Source organism: Streptomyces sp. NPDC047081 (assembly GCF_040643775.1).
GTDB lineage: Bacteria > Actinomycetota > Actinomycetes > Streptomycetales > Streptomycetaceae > Streptomyces.
This window is the reverse complement of sequence record NZ_JBEYUY010000002.1, coordinates 335,800-354,806: the sequence shown is the minus strand read 5'-3', so window position 1 is coordinate 354,806 and position 19,007 is coordinate 335,800. Positions and strand designations below refer to the sequence as shown.

Genomic DNA, 19,007 nt, shown 5'->3' with positions numbered 1-19,007 from the left:
CCGTCGGCCTTCTGCCGGGATCGGGGTCAGGGCTGGACGGGCTTGCCGCGGCCCCAGCCCCAGGCCAGCCGGTCCGCGCCGGACCGGTTCGTCGTCTCCAGCCACGGCCGGGACGCGTCGCCGATCAGCTTCTGGATCGAGTACGTGTCGTCGGTGCGCAGACCCGGCCAGTACACCGAGCCCATCCCGAGCTTGCGGAAGGTGTCGGTGTCGGCCTGGATGAAGTTGATCGAGTTGTCGTCCGGGGTGGGCACGTCGTAGTTCAGGCCCGTCGTCATCGGGGCGCCGAACTCGTCCGCGACCGTACGGCCCGCGCAGTCGCCGAGCCGCTCCTTGAGGTCGGAGACCCACTGGTCGTAGGTGGCGTAGCTCTTCCAGAAGCCGTAGTGGTGCAGGGAGAGGTAGGTGCCCTTCAGGCGGGGGTCGGCGCAGACCGTGGTGACGTGGTCGTTGTAGCCGGCGCCGCTGACGAAGACGCGGTTGCGCGACACGGACGGGTAGGTCGCCAGCCACTTCGCGGCGATGTCGGCCCACTGCGCGTCGGTGTAGCCGTGCGGCTCGTTCATCGGCTCGAAGTAGACCTTGGGGTCGTGCTGGTAGGCCTTGACCACGGTGTCCCACATGGGCCAGAAGGTGGTCTCGTCGTCGATGTAGCCGTCCCGCTTGTCGCCGGTGCCCTCCCAGTAGGACACGATCACCTTGAAGCCCTTGTCGGAGGCCGCGTCGATGACCCCGCGGTACGACTTCCAGTAGGCGCCGTTGACGGTGTACGGGTTGATGGGCAGCCGCACGGTGTTGGCGCCGAGGTTGGCGCGGAACGCGGAGATGATGCGGCTCGCCTTGGCGTACGTCTGCGCGTAGCTGTCGGAGGTCGACAGGCCGGACAGCTGGAGGTAGTCGTCGGCGAAGTTGTCGCGCGGATCGGCCCAGTTGACGCCCCGGAACTGGCTCGTGCCGGCCGGCGCGGCGGCGGAGGCGGGAGTGCCGGTCAGGGTCGCACCGCCGACCGCGGCGATCGCGAGCGCCACACAGGCGGCGCGCAGCCGTAGGGCGGAGCGGTGGGGGGCGGGGGTCTTGCGCATCGACGTGCCCTTTCAAGAGGTGGCGGCTCTGCGCCGCGTATGTTTACGTAAACATCGAGGGCCCGCGGGTCCGATGTTTACGTAAACTCGGCGGCGCCGGAATCCTGGCACCAGCCCCAGCGGCCGTCAAGGCTTCGCACGCGTACCATCCGGTGCACCGCGCAACAGGTCACCCGACCCGGCCCGAAGGAGGCACCAGTGGTGGAACGGGGCGGCTCCGGCGTCCCTGGCGGGCGCCGCAAGCAGCGTGTCTCCATGGCCGACGTCGCCAAACTCGCGGGCGTCTCCTCGCAGACGGTCTCGCGGGTCTCCAACGGCCATGCCGGGGTGATCAGTTCGACCCGGGAGCAGGTGCTCGCGGCGATGCGGGAGCTGGGCTACCGGCCCAACAGCGCGGCGCGCGCCCTGCGTTACGGCCGGTTCAACACCATCGGCGTGATCCTGTTCTCGCTGGCCTCGACGGGCAACAGCCGTACCGTGGAGGCGATCGCCACGCACGCGGCGGCCGAGGGGTACGCGATCACGCTGATCCCGATCGACGTGCCGACCCAGGACAACGTGCTGGGCGCCTTCACGCGCATGGGCGAGCTGGCGGTCGACGCGGTGATCGTCATCATGGAGATCCACCTGGTCGACACCGGTACGGTCCAACTCCCGCCCGGCGTGCACGTCGTGGTCGTCGACTCGGACGCCGGGGACCGCTACAGCGTGGTCGACACCGACCAGGCCGAGGGCGCGCGCAAGGCCGTACGGCATCTGCTGGACCTGGGCCACCGGACCGTGTGGCATGTGACCGGGCCGGAGTCGTCCTTCGCGGGGCAGCGGCGAACTCAGGCCTGGCGACAGGTGCTTGAGGAGGCCGGGTGCCCTGTGCCGCCGCCGCTGCACGGTGACTGGTCGGCCGAGTCCGGGTACGCGGCCGGGCTCGCGCTCGCCGAACAGGCAGACTGCACCGCGGTGTTCGCCTCCAACGACCAGATGGCGCTGGGGCTGCTGCGCGCCTTCCACGAGCGCGGGCTCCGCGTCCCCGAGGACATCAGCGTGGTCGGCTTCGACGACATCCCGGACGCCGCGTACTTCGTCCCGCCGCTCACCACGGTCCACCAGGACTTCGCGGAGGTGGGCCGGCGCTGTGTGCGGGGCGTGCTCCAGCAGATCCGCACCCGGGACGGCTCCCCGCCGGGGACCGACCTCGTGCCGACGAGCCTCGTGGTCAGGCGGAGCACGGCCGCGCCACGGTCAGGGTGACTTCCGGCCGACTCCCGCGTACACCCAGTACTCGGCCGGGTTGTCCGGGACCACCTCGTCCGGGTCGGGGCGCCACAGCGGCACGTGGACCAGGCCGGGCTCGGCGAGCTCGAAGCCGTCGAAGAGGCCGAGGACCTCGTCGTACGAGCGGGCGGTGACCGGCGAGGTGGCCCGGGAGCGGTACAACTGCCCCACCGCGGCCGCCGTGTCGGGGCGGTCCTGGTTCGTCGCGTGGGACATCGCCAGCCAGCCGCCGGCCGGGATCGCGTCCCGGAAGGCGGTCACGATGCCGGCCGGGTCCTCGTCGGGCGAGACGAAGTGCAGGATCGCGTTCATCAGTACGGCGACGGGCCGCTCGAAGTCGATCAGCTTGCGCACCTGCGGCGAGCCGAGGATGTCGGCCGGGCGGCGGATGTCGGCGTCGACGATCGCCGCGTCCGGGTTGTCGGCGAGCAGGGAGGCGCTGTGGGCCACGGCCACGGGGTCGTTGTCCACGTAGACCACCCGGGCGCCGGGGCTCGCCGTCTGCGCCACCTCGTGGACGTTGCCCTGGGTGGGGATGCCCGAGCCGAGGTCGATGAACTGGCGTACCCCTTCGGCGGCGAGGAAGCGCACCGCGCGGCCGAGGAAGGCGCGGTTGGCGCGGGCCAGCGTGCGCACCTGGGGGTCGATCGCGGAGAATGCGGCCACGGCCTCCCGGTCGATCGCGAAGTTGTGCTGCCCGCCCAGCATGGCGTCGTACATCCGGGCCACGCTCGCCTTGTCGGGATCACTTCCCTGCCCCGGACCTGCGATGTCGGGCATTCAACATCCCTTCCTGCGCCGGACATTGACGCATCATCATATAGTTGCGTGCGACGCGCGGCGCGGCGCGCCAGTTGCCCGTCGCGCGGCCGGCCCCCCACCCGGAAAGGCACGACCCTGCGGAACGAACCGCGCAGCCGCACCGACATCCCGACCAGCGCCCGGCCCTCGCCGAGCCGGCCGGCCTTCTCCCCCGCCGCCGACATACTCGGCTCGGAGCTCGATCTGCGCCTGACCGGCGACCGGATCGCGGCCGCTCTCACGCCCGCGTTCTGCGACGCGGCCTCGGTCTATCTGCTGGAGCGCTGGCGGCGGGAGGAGAACGCGTATCTCACCGCGGACCCGCCCCGGATCGAGGCGCACCGGCTGGCGCTGCGGCTGGGCGCGGACGCGAAGGAGGACTGGGAGAAGGTCCTCCCGGTCGGCGAGGTGATCGTCTTCCCGCGCGGCACCCCGCACGCCCGTGCCCTCGCCTCCGGGCAGGCGCAGCTGCTCGACGCCGTCGACACGATCACGGTCGAGCGGCTCCTGGCCTCCGGCGACGTGGGCGCGCGCCTGCACGATCTGCTGCTGGTGTCCTCGTTCCTCGTCGTGCCGCTGCGGCTCGGGGAGGCCACCATCGGGTTCGTCGTCTGCACCCGCGGCCCGGACCGCAAGGCGTTCCTGCCCGAAGAGGTGGCGGCCGTCGAGGAGTTGGCCGCGCGGGCCTCCGTCGCGCTGGACAACGCCCGCCGGTACGAGCGCGAGCGGCGCACCGCCCTCGCCATCCGCGACAGCCTGCCGTCCGGCACGCACCAGGAGCTCGCGGGCTGCCGGGTCGCCCACGGTTCGCTGCCCGCCGGGCCGGACACCGTCATCGGCGGCGACTGGTTCGACGTCCTCGAACGGCCCGGCGACCGGGTCAGCCTGATCGTCGGGGACGCCATGGGACACGGCCCGGAGTCCGCCGTGGCCATGCTCCAACTGCGCACCGCGGTAAGGGCGTTGGCGAGCCTCGACATCCCCGCAGCCGATCTCGTACGACGCCTCGACGCACTCGCCTGCGACACCCCGGGCGCCTCCTTCGCGACCTGCATCTACGCCGAGTGGGACGCGGCCCTGCACACCTGCACCCTGGTCGGGGCCGGCCATCCGCCCCCGCTGCTGCGCGGTCCGGACGGGCACAGCGCGCCGGTGCCGCTGGTCGGGGCGGGGTTGCCCCTGGGGCTCGGCACCGGCCACTACGAGGCGACCGTGCTGACCGTGCCGGAGCCTTCCCTGCTGGTCCTCTACAGCGACGGCCTGGTCGAATCCCGCGACGCCGACATAGACCAGGAGATCGCCCGGCTCGCCCGCGCGCTGGATGAGGCCGCCGACGGAGACGGGCAGGACACGCTGCCCGACCTGTGCCACCACCTCCTGCACGCTCCTTCCGACTCGGCCGGCGGGGACGACCGGACGCTGCTGCTCGCCGAGCTGACGCCGGCGCGGGGCTGAACCTCGGCTTTTGTTCCTTGCCGTCGGCGACCGTCAGGCCGTCAGGGTGGCCCACACGGCGTTGCCGCCGGTGAGCCGGGAGCGGTCGACGCCCCAGGTGTCGGCGAGCTGCTCGACGAGGAGCAGTCCGCGCCCGCCCTCGTCGTCGGGGCCCGGCTCGCAGCGGGGCAGGCGGCCGCCGGTGTAGTCGTGGTCGTGCACTTCGAGCCGGACGCGGCCGTCGCCGACGAGCCCGATGCCGCACAGGATGCGTGCGCTGAGGGTGTGCCGGACGGCGTTGGTGGCCAGTTCGGACACCAGCAGCACGGCGTCGGCGCACAGGTCGCGCGGCAGCCGCCAGCCGGTGAGGCGGGCGTCCATGGAGCGGCGGGCGGTTCTGACGCTGGACTGGTGCGCGGGGAGTTCGAGCCAGTGGGTGAGGTCCGGGCTCGATACGTCTAAGAGCTGCGGGGAGGAAGTCGTGTGGGGGGACACGGCGGTGCCTTCCGTGGGGGGTCGAGCGGGCGCAGTCGGAAGCGGGGCGTGAGCAACGGGGCAGCAGGGAAGGGGTGTTGCAGGTGATCGCCAAAACGATTCACACAAGTAACTATGCTCTCACCCAAGTTCAAGCTGCAACCAGCTGCCTGATAATTTCATCCGGCCGGTATCTCTCTGGCGACTTCACCAAGTCGCCTTCAGACTCTTACCGGTGACAGTCCCTCAGGAGGTTTGGGCGTGAGCGAGAGTCGTCCGGTCACGGGCAGCGGCAGCAGCGCACCCACGGTTCTGCGCATGATCCTCGGCCGTCGGCTGCAGGAGCGGCGGCAGGGCGCGGGGGTGTCGCTGGAGGACGCCGCCAGGGCCCTGCGCGTCACGCCCCTGACCATCCGCCGGCTGGAGAAGGCGGAGGTCGGTCTCAAGCCGCTCTACGTCGAGAAGCTGCTGGAGACCTACGGGGCCGACCGGCAGGAGACGGCCGAGTTCGTGGAGTTCGCCGAGCGGGCCAACGAGCCGGGCTGGTGGCACACGTACCGGGACGTGCTGCCCACCTGGTTCAGCGCCTATGTGAGCCTGGAGACCGGGGCGAAGACGCTGCGCACGTACGAGCCCCACTATGTGACGGGACTGCTGCAGACCCCGCGCTACGCGAGCGGAGTGCTGAGCGGCGGCTTCCCGAACGACACCGACGAGGACCTGAGACGCCGCGTGGACCTGCGGTTACGCCGTCAGGGTCTGCTGGACAGACCCGACGCGCCCACGCTGTGGGTGGTGATGGAGGAGGCCGTACTGCACCGTGTGGTCGGCGGCCCCGAGGTGATGCGGGAGCAGATCGAGCGGCTCCTGGAGGTCTCGGAGCTGGAGCACGTCAGCGTCGACGTGGTGCCGTTCACGGCGGGCGCCCATGTCGGCGCCTGTGCCCCCTTCACGTACTTCCGATTCGAGGAGCCGGAGCTGCCGGACGTCGTCTACACCGAGGTCCTCTCCGGCGCGATGTATCTGGACCAGCGTTCCGACGTCGTAGCCCATCTCGAGGCGCACAACCGGATGTCCCTGCTGACCTCCGACGCGCAGAGCCGGGCACTCCTGGACCGCATGCGCAAGGAGTACTCATGACCACGATCGACGGCAGTTTCTACGTCTACAACGGCATGCCCGCCGCCGACCTCGGCGAGCACGGCTGGGAGTCTCCGTGGAGCGGCCCCAACGGGGGCCAGTGCGTACAGACGAAGCAGCTCGCCGACGGCCGGGTGGCGCTGCGCCAGTCGACGGACCCGGCCGGTCCCGCTCTCATCTACACCCCCGAGGAGATCGCCGCGTTCGTCGCGGGGGTCAAGCGGGGCCTGGCCGACCACCTCACCACCGGCTGACTTTCTCTCCCCTCCCCCCACGAACACCTCCGAAAGGGACAGCATGACCAACTCGCACGCCGCGCGGGACATCGACACCAGCAGGCCCCATTCCGCCCGGATGTACGACTACTACCTCGGCGGCAAGGACCATTTCGACGTCGACCAGCAGGCCGCCGGGAAGGTCGCGGAGGTGTTCCCGGCGATCTTCGTCTGCGCCCGGGAGAACCGCGCCTTCATGCACCGGGCCACCCGTGTCCTCGCCAAGGAGCACGGCATCCGCCAGTGGCTGGACATCGGCACCGGCATCCCCACCGAGCCGAACCTCCACCAGGTCGCCCAGGCCGTGGTCCCCGACGCCAAGGTGGTGTACGCCGACAACGACCCGCTGGTGCTGAAGTACGCGGAGCGCCTGATGCGCAGCACGCGCGAGGGCCGTACGACGTACATCCACGCCGACTTCACCGAGCCCGAGGCCATCCTGGGCGCCCCCGAGCTGTCGGAGGCGCTGGACCTCACCAAGCCGGTGGCGCTCTCCCTGAACGCGCTGCTGCACTTCATCCCGGACGCGTGGGGCCCGTACGACATCGTTGCCCGGCTCCTCGACGCCCTGCCCTCGGGCAGCGCGCTGGCGCTGAGCCACTGCACCCCGGACTTCGACCCGGAGACCTGGCGGAAGCTCGTCGACATCTACATCAGTGCCGGGACCCAGGTCCAGGTCCGCTCCAAGGAGGAGGTCGGCCGCTTCTTCGAGGGGCTCGAGCTGCTCGATCCCGGTGTCGCCGTCGGCCACCGCTGGCGCCCGGACGAGGAGCCGACGGCGACCGACGCCGAGGTCAGCCTGTGGACCGCGGTGGGCATCAAGCCGTAACTCCCGCACGGTCACGCTCCCTTGAGCCCTGGCGCACATCGACCGCGGTGAGCGCCAGGGCGAGCGGGCCGGGTGCCAGGAAGGCCAGCGGTACGAGCATCCAGGCGCACAGGGCCGCGGTCGCCACGGCGAGCAGCACCAGGGCGCTGCCGCCCGCGTCCCGCACGGCGTCGCGGGCGGCCTCGCGCAGGGCGGCCGGCCAGTCGGTGAGCGACTCGGGGCGGGCGCAGGCCCGCAGGGCGACGACGGTGGTGCTCGCGCCGATCGCGGCGGCCAGCGTCGCGAAGGCCGGCGCGCCCGGCAGTCCCACCCGGGCCAGCGCCAGGTCGGCGGCCAACAGCAGCGCGCCGGTGAGGGCGACGAGGCCCGCCGCCAGGTCGCCGGCGCGGATCCGGCGCCGTAGCAGCGCGAAGTACTGCCCCGCGGTGGCCGGACGGTCCTCCCCCGCGCCGCGGAGCACCGCGCAGGCCGTCGACAGGGCGGCCGGGGCGGTCACCAGGGGCAGACAGGCCACGGCGGTGACGAGGCCGACGCTGAGCGTGTCGGCGAAGAGGGTCATCCGCGGGCCGAAGACCTCGCCCGGCTCCCGTGCGTCACGCATGGCGCTCATCCCTTCAGTCCCGAACTGGCCATGCCCTCCACCAGGAAGCGCTGGAAGGCGAGGAAGAACAGCACGATCGGCAGCAGGGCGATGACCGACATGGCGAACATCGGGCCGAAGGCCGACTGGCTGGAGGCGTCCACGAAGGAGCGCAGGGCGAGGGTGAGGGTGAACTTGTCCGGGTCGAAGAGGTAGATGAGCTGGGTGAAGAAGTCGTTCCAGGTCCAGATGAAGGTGAAGATCGCGGTGGTGATCAGGGCGGGCCGGGTGAGCGGCAGGATCACCTTGTAGAAGCTGCGGAAGGGACCGCAGCCGTCGATGCGGGCCGCCTCCTCCAGCTCGCGCGGCAGGCCGCGCATGAACTGCACGATGAGGAAGACAAAGAACGCCTCGGTGGCCAGGAACTTGGGCAGGATCAGCGGCCAGTAGGTGTTCACCAGGCCGAGCTTGTTGAAGATGATGTACTGCGGGATCAGCACCGCGTGGTGCGGCAGCATGATCGTGGCGATCATGAAGGCGAACAGCGGGCCGCGCATCCGGAAGCGCAGGCGCGCGAAGGCGTAGGCGGCGAGGGAGCAGCTGATGACGTTGCCGAGGACCGCGCCGCCCGCGATCAGCAGGGAGTTGCCGAGCAGCCGCCAGATGGAGACGTCGTTGACGCCCTCGAAGGCGGTCTTGTAGTTGGACCACTCCAGGTGGCTGGGCAGGAGGTCGAGGCTCGCTATCACCTCGCCGGCAGGCTTGAGCGAGGTCGCGAGCAGCCAGGCCAGCGGGTAGAGCATGACCAGCAGGGCGGCCAGGCAGCCGAGGTGCACAGCGATGCGGCCCCAGCGAACGGGCTTATGGGGTACGGCGGTTGATGTGGCGGTCATCGGTCCCCCTCGGAGGCGTAGAAGACCCAGGAGCGCGAGGTGCGGAACAGCACCGCCGTGACGGCGCCGATCACGAGCAGCAGCACCCAGGCCATGGCGGAGGCGTAGCCCATGTGGGAGGCGACGAAGCCGCGGTCGTAGAGGTAGAGGGTGTAGACGAGGGTCGAGTCGGCGGGGCCGCCCTTGCCGGCGCTGACCGCGAAGGCGGGGGTGAAGACCTGGAAGGCCTGGATGGTCTGCAGGACCAGGTTGAAGAAGAGCACCGGGGAGAGCATCGGCACGGTGACGGACGCGAACTGCCGCCACTTTCCGGCCCCGTCGACGGCGGCGGCCTCGTACAGCTCGGCCGGGATCTGCTGGAGTCCGGCGAGGAAGATGACCATGGGGGCGCCGAACTGCCACACCGTGAGCAGGGCCACGGCGAGCAGTGCCCAGCCGGGCTTGTTGATCCAGCCGCCGCTGCCGGTCAGGTTGTCGACCGTGCCGCCGTCGTTGAACAGCGCCCGCCAGACGAGGGCGATGGACATGGAGGCGCCGAGCAGTGAGGGCGCGTAGAAGGCGGAGCGGTAGAAGGCCTTGCCGCGCCGCATGTTCTTCAGGGCGAGCGCGACGACCAGCGCCAGGGCGAGTTGCAGGGGTACGGCGATGACGACGTACGTCAGGGTCGTGGTGACCGAGCGCCAGTAGCGCGGGTCCTGGGTGAACATCTGCGTGTAGTTGCGCAGGCCCACCCAGCGCGGCGCGTCGAACAGGTCGTAGTCGGTGAAGGAGAGGTACAGCGACACGGCCATGGGCAGCAGGGTGAGGACGGTCGCGCCCAGTACCCAGGGCGAGAGGAACACCCAGGCGGCGCCCTCCCGTTGGCGTTTCGGACGCTTCCCGGCCGGGGCCGTCGTCGCGGGTACCGGGACCGTCGGTGTCTGTGTCGTCGTCATGACCTCAGCTCCGCCTTCGCCTCGGTGACGTAGTTCTCGGCCGCCTCGCGCGGCGACATCCGCTCGTACGACACCTGGTCGTAGTCGCGCTGGAAGGTGGTCTGCAGGGCGTTGTCGCCGGAGGGCGGGGCCTGCGGCGGGTCCTTGAGGCCGCCTTCGAGGGAGGACTGGTAGTCGGAGACGGTCTTGTCGAAGTCCTTCAGCTCAGTGGCCGTTTGTTTCCTGATCGTCTCGTTGACGGGGATGCCGCGGGTCGCGCCGAGGATCTTCGCGGCCTGGTCGTCGTTGAGGAGGAAGTCGACGAGCGCGGCGGCCTGTTCGGGGTGACTCGTGTGAGCGCCGATGCCGAGGAACATCGACGGCTTGAAGTACTGGCCGGGCGTGCCGTCCTCGCCCGACGGCATCGGTGCGAGGGTGACGCCGGTGGGGACGAGGGCGAGGTAACCGCTGGACGGGGCGTCCCAGTTGAAGTCGGCGGTGGCCCTGCCGCGGCCGAGCGGGGTGTTCTCGACGGAGCCGTCGAGCTGGGTGGTCTGCTCGGCGGGCGAGACGGCGCCCTCGCGCCTCAGCTTGTCGGTGAACGTCCACCACTTGGTCAAGTCGTCGTCGGTGAAACCGAGTTGGTTGTCCATGGTGTAGAGGGATTTGCCCTGGCCGCGGAGCCACACCTCGAAGGCGTCCTCGCTCTGGCCGGGGTCGACGGAACCGGGCTTGCCGGTCCTCTCACTCAACTCCCGCATTCGGTCGGCCCATTGGTCCCAGGTCCAGCTCTTTCCCGGGAGCGGGACCCCGGCGTCCTTCCAGGCCTTGGTGTCGTAGACGACGGTTTCGGTGCCGCGGCCCTGCGGGATGGCGTACTGCCTGTCGTTCACCCGGCCGGTGGCGAGCAGGCCCGTGTCGATGTCGTCGGTGCGCAGGGCGTCCTCGACCTTGCCGAGGTCGAGCAGGACGTGTCCGGAGGCGTACTGGTCGATCTGGCGGTAGTCGAGCTGCATCACGTCGGGGGCGTCGCCGCCCGTGGCCTGGATGGCGAGCTTCTGCTTGTAGGCGTCGTAGCCGGAGAACGATGTCTGCACCCGTACGTTCGGGTGCTGTTTCTCGAACAGCGCGACGGCCTGCTCGGTGCGTGCCGCTCGGTCGGGGTTGCCCCACCACGTGTAGCGCAGCACGACCTTGCCGCCGCCGGTCGACTCCCCGGATCCCCCGCAGCCGGCCAGCACCGCGCACAGCGCGAGTGCGGCGGCCGACGCGCAGAACCCCTTTGTCCTGTGTCCGGGCATGCCGAGGTCACCTCTCCTCTCCTCGGATCGTTCTGTTGGAAGGCCCCGCTATCGGCGGGGCCGGGACTCGTTCACCACGGCAGGCCGTCGAGATGGGCCGCGACCCGGTCGCGGTCCCAGGCGCCGTCGGCGACGAGGATCCGGTAGCGGTAGGCGAAGGAGGCGCCCGGCGGCAGCGTGAACTCCTCGAAGAACGCCCAGGAGAAGGCGACCGTCGGGATCGGCTCCGCGCGCACGAACCAGTGGGACTCGTGGATCGCCGTACCGGCGTCGAGGTTGTCGGGGGCGTGGGCGAAGACGAGCGTGGAGTGGCCGTCGACGTCGTCGTGTTCGGCGGTGTACGCGATCCAGGGGCCCTGACTGCCCATCAACTTGTCGGCGTCCGCGTCGGATTCGGGGGCGTGGACCGTGCCGCCGGTGAAGTCGCGCGGGCCGCGCCACTGCAGGCCGGTGTATCCGGCGAGTTCGCGGCCCTCGGTGGTCGGGGAGCCGAAGACGAGGGGTTCGTCGCGGACGTTGGTGAGGCGGATCGACCAGTCCAGGGCCCAGGCACCGGCCTCCTCGTCGACGGAGTGCACGGTGATGCCGCGGCTTTCCCGGGCCCACTCCTCGCCGCCCGCGGCGATCCAGGTGAGCTCCTCGGAGAAGGCGAGCCGGTCGTCCTCGACGGTGAAGTCGGCGAAGCGGTCGTGCCGCATCGAGCCGACGCGGTCCGGCAACGGCACGTAACCCTGGCCGTGGACATAGGAGTTGCCGCCCCAGAAGTTCTGGCCGGAGAGATGGCTCGCGGTCATCTGCAGGCCCTTGTGCCAGCGGTGGTCGCTGGGCCGGTAGCCGGTCACGGTGCGCCCGGCGAGGGTGCGCACCGGGTGCGCGTACGGTTTGCGCGCCTCGAACGGATCGGGGTCGGGGCGGTAGACGTACCGGAAGATCTCGGTACCGTCCGCCGCCGCGACCCCGACGTGGTCACCGTAGGCGTGAGTGACTCGGATGCCCATGCGCGCTCCTCGGGGGCCAGTGGGGTGGTCTCCGTGCATGCCGACGCAGGCCAGAAAGCGCTTGCGCCTGGAAGGCGACCCTAGGCTTCCGGGGAATGTCAGGACAACCCCTGTGCAGCTGTAGGAGGAACGCGACCGGGTGTCAGCCCCGGAGCCGGTCGAAGCGGAACGGCTCCAGGGCCTGCGGGCGGCGCCCGGTGCGGATGTACTCGGTGAGTTCGTGGCCCGTGACCGGGCCCAGTGTCACGCCGAGCATGCCGTGGCCGGTGGCGGCGAAGGCGTTGCCGTAACCGGGGACCTGGTCGATGAGCGGGAGGCCGTCGGGCAGGAAGGGCCGGCCGCCGACCCAGGGGTCGCGGATCTGGCCGACGAGGTCGTCGGGGTCCTCGAACCACCGGCCCAGGTAGTGCCGGCTGGCGAGCGCGACGGCGACGATGCGCCGCCAGTCGAGGCGGTTGTTGTTGCCGCTCAGCTCCATCGTGCCGCCGATGCGGGTGGTGGCGCCGATGGGTGAGGCGACCGCCCTCCGCTCGCCGAAGTACAGGGTGTGCCGGGGGGCCGGGTCCAGGTCCACGGAGAAGCTGTAGCCCTTGCCGGCCTGGAGCGGGAGGGGCTGCCCGAGCCCCCGCAGCAGGTCCCCCGAGCGCATGCCGGCCGCGATGACGGCGGTCGTGCAGGGGATCTCGCCCTGGGCGGTGCGCAGGGCGGTCACCCGGCCCCCGGAGGTACGGAACCCGAGGGCCTCCGTGTTCTCGTGGACCTTCACCCCCGCGGCGGCCAGCGCCTCGCCCAGCCCGCGCGCGAAGGCCTCCGGGTCGACCACGCCCTCGCCCTCCACCAGGTAGGCCGCCTGCACCTGGGGGGACAGCGCTTCGTCCAGCAGCCGGGCCTCCGCCCCGATGGCGATGTCCTCGGGCATCGGGTAGCGGCCGTCGGCCATCTCCCGTTGCAGGGCGAGGTGGTGGCGGGCCTGGGCCGGGGACAGGAAGGCGTGCACCATGCCGGGCCGGGTCAGGGTGGTCTCCACGCCGGCCTCGCGCAGGCCGTCGAAGAGATCGAAGGTGTCCCGGTTCAGCTCGGCCATCGCCGCGTAGCCGCGCCGGAACGCGGCCGGGGTGCTGCTGCGCCAGAACCGCCACAGCCAGCGGACGAACGCCGGGTCGGGCAGCGGCCGCAGATACAGGGGTGAGTCAGGGCGGCCCAGGGAGCGCAGGGCGTATCGCACAACTCCCGGTGCCGGAACGGGTGTTGAGTGACTCAGGCACACCCAGCCCGCGTTCCCCCGCGACACCCCGGAGCCGAGGCCGCGCCGCTCGACGACCTCGACCGCGAGGCCGGCCCTGGCCAGGTAGTACGCGGTGCACAGTCCCACCACGCCACCGCCCACGACCACCACGGGCCCGTCGCCGCTCGCAGCGCTCATGACGCGGTCCCGTACGCGGCGAGGAACTCCCGGGTGCGGGCCTGCTCCGGACGGTCGAGGACGTCCTGCGGCCGGCCCTCCTCGACGATCCGCCCGCCGTCGACGAAGACGACGTGGTCGGACACCTCGCGGGCGAAGGGCAGTTCATGGGTGACCAGCAGCATGGTCATGCCGTCGGCGGCCAGTTCGCGCATGACGCTCAGCACCTCGCGGGTGGCCTCCGGGTCGAGCGAGGACGTCGGTTCGTCGAAGAGCAGCACCTCGGGCCGCAGTGCCAACGCCCGTGCGATGGCGACCCGTTGCTGCTCCCCGCCGGACAGCTGCTCGGGCTGGGCGAGCCCGCGGTGGGCGACGCCGACCCGGCGCAGCAGGGCCACGGCCCGCTCCAGCGCCTCCTGTTCGCCGACGCCCGCCTTGCGCTGGGCGAGGACGATGTTCTCCACGGCTGTCAGATGCGGGAACAGATGGAACTTCTGGAAGACCATGCCGACGGTGCGGCGCAGCCGTGGCAGGTCGCGGCAGACGGTCTTCCCGCCGCTGTGCACCACTTCCCCGGCCACTTCCACCGTGCCCCGGTCGGGCCGTTCCAGCAGGTTGACGCACCGCATCAGCGTGGTCTTGCCGCCGCCGCTCTGTCCGATGACGCTGACGATGCTTCCGCGGCCGACCTCCAGGCCGACGTCGTCGAGCACGAGGCGCCCGTCGAAGGACTTGCTCAGCCCCTCGATCCGAACGACCGCTTCGGTGTTGCTGGTTGGGGCGGTCTTCGCCGTGGTGACGGGCTCGGTCATACGGCCGCCTCCTTCCGGTCGATTCCTGTAGCGAGGTCGGCTGCGAGCAGCGCGCGGGCGGTGTGCACGCGGCGTCGTCGCCACGGCGACAGCGGGACGCCCGCCCGCACCTTGCGCTCTAGCAGCAGCAGAAGCTGGGAGAGCGGATAACACAGGGCGAAGTAGATGGCGGAGATGACCAGGTACACCTCCAGCGCCCGGAAGGTCGCCGAGGTGATGAGCCGCCCCTCCGACATCAGCTCGGCCGCCGAGACGGTGACCAGCAGCGAGGTCGACTTCAGCAGGTCGACCAGCATGGTGTTGGTGCCGGGCAGCGCCTGCCGTACCGCCTGCGGCAGGATCACATGGACGAAGATGCCCACCCGGCCCAGGCCCAGCGCCTCGCCCGCCTCCGTCTGCCCGGCGTGCACACCGCTGATCGCGGAGCGGAAGATCTCGGACAGGTAGGCGGCGTAGAAGACGATCAGGCTCAGGCATCCGGCGGTGAACACGTCGAGCCGGATGCCGGCGGAGGCCAGGCCGAAGTAGGTGAGGAAGATGATGGCCAGCAACGGGACGTTCTTGAACACCTCGGTGTAGACCGCGGCGACGGCCCGCGCGGGCCATGCCCTGCTCAGCCGGAGCAGGGCCACCGCCAGACCGAGCGCGACCGCGCCGACGAAGCTGACCACGGTGTAGGAGACCGTGCGGCCGAGCGCGTCGAGCAGGTCGGAGCGGTAGTCGGACCAGGGGACCTGGAAGAGACCGGACATGTCATCCCCTCACTTGGCGATGGACGGGGGCGTCCAGTCCGAGGGCCGGTCCACACCGCGCCGGGCGGTGGCGACATCGGCGGCCGGCTTGAGGAACTGCTCGGGGTCGCCGCCGTACTTCTCGACGAGTTTCGCCATCTCGCCGTTGGTGTACATGGCGTCGATCTGCGCGGAGATCGCCTTCTCCAGCTTGGTGGCCTGCTTGGGCAGGTAGAAGCCGGTCTGGTACGGCTGGAAGTAGGCGTAGGCGGGCTTCGCCTTGACCTCGGCGGCGGTCGGCGGCGTCAGGTACTCCGTCTCGATCTTCAGGTCGGGGCGCTGCTTCTGCGCCGCGATGATGATGAGCGGGTCGAGGAAGCCGACGTCCACGCGGCCGGCGCCGAGGTCGTCGAAGACGCCGTTGGCGTCCGGGTAGGCGTGCAGCTTGGCGCCGGGGACGGACTGGATGGACTTGACCCAGACATAGCCCTCGACGGTGCCGAGGTCCAGGCCCTTGAGGTCGTCGACCGTCTTGTACGTCTTGCCGCTGCGCACGGCCATCGCGGGCGGCGAGTAGTAGGGCGGGTCGGTGAACAGGCCCTGCTTCTGCCGGTCGGCGGACCAGGCGACGCCGCCGATGGTGATGTCCACGCGCCGGGACTGGACGCCGGCCAGCATGCCGGCGAAGTCCGTGACCTGCGGCTTGACCTGGAGGCCGAGCTTCTTGGCGATGTAGTTGAGGATGTCGCCGTCCAGGCCGACGATCTTGCCGCCCTTGATGCTGGTGTACGGGGCGTACGGCTCGACGGCGACCTTGATGACGCCGGGCGTGAGAGTGCCCAGGGCCGCCGTCTTCGCCGACACGTTCTTCGGGGCGTCGTCGTCGCCGGAGCCGCAGGCGGCCACCGTCGAGAGCAACAGCAGGGTGAGCAGAGGGGAGATGAGCGAACGCGCACGGATCATCGGCTCGGGCCTTCCGTCTTGGCGCTGAAGAGACCCGCCGTTCACCGCGCTGTGCGGCGGGGTTGTGGTTGGGGCCATACGCTAGAGATCGCCGGGGCACCCGTCATCGGTCACTTGGTACGAAGTTGTGGCCGAAAAAGCCCCCTCCGCTGTACGGTGCGCCCAGACCGGCCCACCCCCCGGCGGGAGGAAAGCCCGTGCTGAGCCCCTCACTCGCGCAGGAGATCGCCGCGGACACCTCCGCGGTGATCGGCTTCAACGTGTTGATCACCGACGCGGAGGGCATGGTCATCGGCAGCGGTGACACCAGCCGGGTCGGCTCCTTCCACGAGGCGTCCGTGGAGGTCGTGCGCACCCAGGAACCCGCCACCCACACCGCCGCCCAGGCCCAGCAGCTGCAGGGCGTACGGCCGGGCTGCACGCTCCCCCTCGTCACCGGCGGGCGCGCGGTGGGCACGGTCGGCATCACCGGGACACCCGCGCAGGTGCGCCGCTTCGGGCTGCTGGTCAAGCGCCAGACGGAGATCCTGCTGCGCGAGTCCGTGATGCTGCGCTCCCGGCTGCTCGCCGAGCGGGCGGCGGAGACCCTCCTCACCGATATCGCCTCGTACGATCCCCAGGTCGTCGAGGGCGAGTTCCTGCGGTTCCGGGCCGCCGAGCTCGGCTTCGACCTGCGGCTGCCCCGGGTCGCGGTGGCCATCGAGGTGACCGTGCCCCCGCGTGGCGACCGCCGGCACCGCGCTCCCACGCAGGACATGGCGCTGGTCCGCTCGGAGCTGCTGCGCACGGTCCGAGAGGTCTTCGCCGACCCGCAGGACATCGTCGCCACCACGGCCCCCGGCTGGATCGGCGTCCTGCACCGCCTGCCCGCCGAGCATCCGGCGACCCCGCTGGCCGACCGCTGCCGCCGGGTCACCGACGTCATCGCCGCCCAGGACGGCCTGACCGCCCGCGCGGGCATCGGCGAGCCCGCCTCCTCAGTCGGCGGTCTGCACGACTCCTACCAGGACGCCCGCGACGCGCTCCGGCTTGGCGCCCGCCTGTCGGGCGGCTCCGGCGTCCACGTCATCACCGATCTGCGGGTCCACCAGCTCCTGGCGGCGGTCGGTCAACCGGCCCGCACCAGGCTGCTGGAGCTGACCGCGGCGAAACTGCGCGCCCAGCCGGACTGGCCGGCGCTCCGCGACACGATCACCGCCTGGTGCGAGAGCGGCTTCAACCTGGTGCGCGCCTCCACGGCCCTGCACATCCACCGCAACACGGTCGTCTACCGCATGAACAAGATCGAGCAGATCACCGGCCGCCCGCTGCGGGATCACCGGACGACCATGGCCCTGTATCTGGCCTGCCTCGCGGACCAGCTGGCCGGGGGCGGCGAGGAGGGATGACCGGCGGAGGTGGACGCTCCCCCGCCGGCCGGTCGGGTCAACTCGCCTTGCACGCACTCCCGTTGAGGGTGAACGCGGTCGGAGCCGTATTGCTCGCCCCCTTGCTCGCGATGAACCCGACGGTCACCGCACCGGCAGCCGGGATGGTCGTCGTGTAGGAGGCGGGGGTGACCTTCACGGTCCCACCGTCCTGCGCCGCCGTACCGCCCCACATGTTGGTGATGCTCTGCCCGTCGGTGAAGGAGAAGCCCAGCGTCCACCCGTTGATCGCGGCGGTGCCGCCGTTCCCGATCGTCAACTCGCCCTGGAAACCGCCCGGCCACTCCCCCACCACGCGGTAGCCCACCGAGCAGGACAGGGCCGGGGCCTTGCTCGTCGTGACGTTCACGGTGACCGAGCGGGCCGAGCGGTTGCCCGCCGCGTCACGGGCGTAGACGGCGAAGGTGTACGTCGTCTCGGCGGTGAGTCCCGTCACCGTCGCGGAGTTGCCGGTGGCCGTGGCGACCCGGGTCTCGGCGCCGTCCGCGATGCGCACCACGTCGTAACCGGTGACGCCGACGTTGTCGGTCGCGGCGGTCCAGGTGAGGGTGGCGGAGGTGGCCGTCACGGACGAGGCGCTGGGGGCGCCGGGCGCCGACGGGGCTTGGGTGTCGCCGGAGCCCGAACCGGCGTACACCGTGGCCTCCTTGGCGGTCTGCGCGATGCCGTTCGCGCCGTTGAAGGCCCGTTGGCCCCATGAACTGAGTTGCGTGGGATCGAAGTTGATCGCGAGGTCGAGGATCGGGTCGGTGTTGCCGCTCCAGGACCAGGCCAGGTAGCCGAGCTTCAGCTGCTGGGCCGTGGCCATCATGGTGCCCTCGTCCGGGTCGCCGTACTGGTCGGCTGGGCCGCCGAACTCGCCGATGAGGATGGGCAGTTTGGCGTCGACGAACGCGTTGAGATAGTCGGTGATCTCGGCCGCGGTGTCGAAGACGCTGTACATGTGGATCGAGAAGATCAGGTTGCCGGTGGGGTCGGCCGCGTAGACCGACTTGGCGTTGGCGCGCATCACGCCCTGCCAGTCCTGGCCCCAGTTGGGCGCGTCCACCATGAGCAGGTGCTCCAGGCCGGCGTCGCGCAGCTTCTTCACGGCGGCGATGGTGGGGTCGGTCCAGCCGGCCGGATTCGTGTTGCCCCAGGGCTCGTTGCCGATGTTGATGGCGATGTAGTTCTCCTGGCCGGCGAGGACGTCCTTGAGGCCGATCCAGTAGTCGGCGGCCTCGTCGAGCGTGCCGGCCGCGCTGTCCTCGCCGTAGCCGGTGGTGTCGTGGACCTCCAGTACGCAGATGAGCCGGTTGGCCTTGCACTGGGCGATCACGTCGGCCACGTCCGCCGCGCTGTTCGCGCTCCAGCGGTGGCCGTCGGCGAGGACGACCCGGACCGTGTTGGCGCCGAGTGCCTTGATGTCGGCCAGCGACTGCTTGGTGCGGCCGGGGTACCAGGTGTGGGCGGCGTTGACGCCCCGCATCACGAAGTCGTTGCCGTTGCCCTCCAGCAGCCGGCCGCCGCTGATGTGCAGTCCGGTGGCGAGGACGCCGGACGGCCGGGCCTGGGCGGAGACGGGGAAGGCCGCGCCGGTGAGGACGAGCCCGAGCAGGGTCGCGAGGACGGTCAGCAGCCCGGGTAACGAGCGCTTTCGTGTCGTACTACGTGTCGTGCTTCTTGTTGTTCTCACTGCG

19 protein-coding genes are annotated in these 19,007 nt (G+C 70.8%); 6 read left to right on the top strand and 13 right to left on the bottom strand.

All coding sequences use genetic code 11. The annotated features are described in order from the left end of the window. Positions 1–26: 26 nt before the first annotated feature. Positions 27–1,082: a cellulase family glycosylhydrolase gene (locus ABZ848_RS04760; protein ID WP_360825280.1), complete on the bottom strand. Its 1,056-nt coding sequence runs from the start codon at positions 1,080–1,082 to the stop codon at positions 27–29. Between the two features lie 198 nt (positions 1,083–1,280). On the opposite strand from ABZ848_RS04760, the gene ABZ848_RS04755 reads away from it, so the two are divergent. Beyond that, the gene (locus ABZ848_RS04755) at positions 1,281–2,330 is read left to right on the top strand and encodes a LacI family DNA-binding transcriptional regulator (RefSeq protein WP_360825277.1); all 1,050 of its coding nucleotides are present in this window, start codon (positions 1,281–1,283) and stop codon (positions 2,328–2,330) included. On the opposite strand, the gene ABZ848_RS04750 is transcribed toward ABZ848_RS04755, so the two are convergent. Continuing rightward, positions 2,322–3,134 carry an SAM-dependent methyltransferase gene (locus ABZ848_RS04750; protein ID WP_360825274.1) on the bottom strand — a complete coding sequence of 271 codons (813 nt, stop codon included), beginning with the start codon at positions 3,132–3,134 and terminating at the stop codon, positions 2,322–2,324. The two genes, ABZ848_RS04755 and ABZ848_RS04750, sit on opposite strands and share 9 nt — an antisense overlap. A 48-nt stretch (positions 3,135–3,182) precedes the next feature. Here ABZ848_RS04750 and ABZ848_RS04745 point away from each other — a divergent pair, with 48 nt between their 5' ends. Then, positions 3,183–4,610, top strand: a complete 1,428-nt coding sequence (locus ABZ848_RS04745) for a SpoIIE family protein phosphatase (protein ID WP_360825272.1) — start codon at positions 3,183–3,185, stop codon at positions 4,608–4,610. Between the two features lie 33 nt (positions 4,611–4,643). Here ABZ848_RS04745 and ABZ848_RS04740 read toward each other — a convergent pair whose 3' ends face one another. Continuing rightward, positions 4,644–5,084 (bottom strand): ATP-binding protein, encoded by a 441-nt coding sequence (locus tag ABZ848_RS04740; protein ID WP_360825269.1) that lies wholly within the window; start codon positions 5,082–5,084, stop codon positions 4,644–4,646. A 240-nt stretch (positions 5,085–5,324) separates the two neighbouring features. On the opposite strand from ABZ848_RS04740, the gene ABZ848_RS04735 reads away from it, so the two are divergent. The 3 genes from ABZ848_RS04735 to ABZ848_RS04725 are packed head-to-tail and all read left to right on the top strand — an operon-like array spanning position 5,325 to position 7,307. Then, the gene (locus ABZ848_RS04735; RefSeq protein WP_360825267.1) at positions 5,325–6,203 is read left to right on the top strand and encodes a helix-turn-helix transcriptional regulator; all 879 of its coding nucleotides are present in this window, start codon (positions 5,325–5,327) and stop codon (positions 6,201–6,203) included. Next, entirely contained in the window at positions 6,200–6,457 is a 258-nt protein-coding gene (locus ABZ848_RS04730) for a DUF397 domain-containing protein (RefSeq protein WP_360825264.1), read from the top strand. The genes ABZ848_RS04735 and ABZ848_RS04730 overlap by 4 nt, the downstream gene beginning before the upstream one ends. A 43-nt stretch (positions 6,458–6,500) precedes the next feature. Next, on the top strand, positions 6,501–7,307 hold the full coding sequence (locus tag ABZ848_RS04725; protein ID WP_360825261.1) for an SAM-dependent methyltransferase: 807 nt from the start codon (positions 6,501–6,503) through the stop codon (positions 7,305–7,307). Here ABZ848_RS04725 and ABZ848_RS04720 read toward each other — a convergent pair. The 9 genes from ABZ848_RS04720 to ABZ848_RS04680 form a co-directional block, all read right to left on the bottom strand. Beyond that, entirely contained in the window at positions 7,297–7,917 is a 621-nt protein-coding gene (locus ABZ848_RS04720; RefSeq protein ID WP_360825259.1) for a hypothetical protein, read from the bottom strand. The genes ABZ848_RS04725 and ABZ848_RS04720 overlap by 11 nt on opposite strands. Then, a complete protein-coding gene (locus ABZ848_RS04715; protein WP_360825256.1) occupies positions 7,914–8,780 on the bottom strand; it encodes a carbohydrate ABC transporter permease in 867 nt (288 codons plus the stop codon). Before ABZ848_RS04715 ends, ABZ848_RS04720 begins: the two co-directional genes overlap by 4 nt. Next, entirely contained in the window at positions 8,777–9,715 is a 939-nt protein-coding gene (locus ABZ848_RS04710; RefSeq protein ID WP_360825253.1) for a sugar ABC transporter permease, read from the bottom strand. Before ABZ848_RS04710 ends, ABZ848_RS04715 begins: the two co-directional genes overlap by 4 nt. Next, positions 9,712–10,995, bottom strand: coding sequence for an ABC transporter substrate-binding protein (locus ABZ848_RS04705; RefSeq protein WP_360825250.1), 1,284 nt, complete (start codon positions 10,993–10,995; stop codon positions 9,712–9,714). The genes ABZ848_RS04710 and ABZ848_RS04705 overlap by 4 nt, the downstream gene beginning before the upstream one ends. A gap of 71 nt (positions 10,996–11,066) precedes the next feature. Next, the gene (locus tag ABZ848_RS04700; protein WP_360825247.1) at positions 11,067–11,993 is read right to left on the bottom strand and encodes a PmoA family protein; all 927 of its coding nucleotides are present in this window, start codon (positions 11,991–11,993) and stop codon (positions 11,067–11,069) included. A 142-nt stretch (positions 11,994–12,135) separates the two neighbouring features. Further along, complete coding sequence (locus ABZ848_RS04695) at positions 12,136–13,416, bottom strand: FAD-dependent oxidoreductase (protein ID WP_360825244.1); 1,281 nt, start codon at positions 13,414–13,416, stop codon at positions 12,136–12,138. Beyond that, the gene (locus ABZ848_RS04690) at positions 13,413–14,207 is read right to left on the bottom strand and encodes an amino acid ABC transporter ATP-binding protein (protein WP_360825242.1); all 795 of its coding nucleotides are present in this window, start codon (positions 14,205–14,207) and stop codon (positions 13,413–13,415) included. Before ABZ848_RS04690 ends, ABZ848_RS04695 begins: the two co-directional genes overlap by 4 nt. Continuing rightward, positions 14,204–14,959, bottom strand: a complete 756-nt coding sequence (locus ABZ848_RS04685) for an amino acid ABC transporter permease (RefSeq protein ID WP_360825239.1) — start codon at positions 14,957–14,959, stop codon at positions 14,204–14,206. Before ABZ848_RS04685 ends, ABZ848_RS04690 begins: the two co-directional genes overlap by 4 nt. A 9-nt stretch (positions 14,960–14,968) precedes the next feature. Beyond that, complete coding sequence (locus ABZ848_RS04680; protein ID WP_360825236.1) at positions 14,969–15,901, bottom strand: transporter substrate-binding domain-containing protein; 933 nt, start codon at positions 15,899–15,901, stop codon at positions 14,969–14,971. Positions 15,902–16,098: 197 nt separating this feature from the next. Here ABZ848_RS04680 and ABZ848_RS04675 point away from each other — a divergent pair, with 197 nt between their 5' ends. Beyond that, positions 16,099–17,289 carry a sugar diacid recognition domain-containing protein gene (locus tag ABZ848_RS04675; RefSeq protein WP_360825233.1) on the top strand — a complete coding sequence of 397 codons (1,191 nt, stop codon included), beginning with the start codon at positions 16,099–16,101 and terminating at the stop codon, positions 17,287–17,289. A gap of 37 nt (positions 17,290–17,326) precedes the next feature. Here ABZ848_RS04675 and ABZ848_RS04670 read toward each other — a convergent pair whose 3' ends face one another. Then, the gene (locus tag ABZ848_RS04670; protein ID WP_360825230.1) at positions 17,327–19,003 is read right to left on the bottom strand and encodes a cellulase family glycosylhydrolase; all 1,677 of its coding nucleotides are present in this window, start codon (positions 19,001–19,003) and stop codon (positions 17,327–17,329) included. Positions 19,004–19,007 lie beyond the last annotated feature (4 nt).